General features: G+C 57.7%; 1 protein-coding gene. It reads left to right on the forward strand.

Annotated features, from left to right (window positions below):
* Positions 1-37: 37 nt before the first annotated feature.
* A partial coding sequence (locus tag B2W52_RS00740) for a putative RNA methyltransferase (protein WP_349677055.1) occupies positions 38-470 on the forward strand: 433 nt, incomplete at its 3' end.

A 470-nucleotide genomic window follows, 5' to 3' on the forward strand; every position in this document is an offset into this window, starting at 1 on the left:
ATATCTGACCCCCACGGTTGAACCGGATATACAAACCATGACCACAATGCCGTTTGATGCCTTAGCCTGCCCACTGGACGGCTGCCCACTGGCGCCCAGCGAAAAGACCTGGCGTTGCGAGAACGGACACAGCTTCGACGTTGCCCGGCAGGGCTACGTGCATCTGTTACCCGTTCAAAAGAAACGTTCCCTGGACCCGGGTGATAGCAAGGAAATGGTCGCAGCCAGACAACGGTTTCTGAATGCAGGGTTCTACACAAAGATCGCCGAGGCTGTGAGCAATCAGGTATTGCAGTGGCTCCCGAGCGAGGGCACTGGATCGATTCTGGACGCAGGCTCTGGTGAAGGTTATTACCTTCGACACCTCGCGAGCTTGGCTGGCGCCAGAGATATCTCCATGATCGGCGTCGACATCTCCAAGTGGGCGGTTCTGGCCGCGGCCAAACAGGACAAACAGACCCGGTGGGTGG

The organism is Marinobacter sp. UBA2498 (genome assembly GCF_002341575.1).
Taxonomy (GTDB): Bacteria; Pseudomonadota; Gammaproteobacteria; order Pseudomonadales; family Oleiphilaceae; genus Marinobacter; species Marinobacter manganoxydans.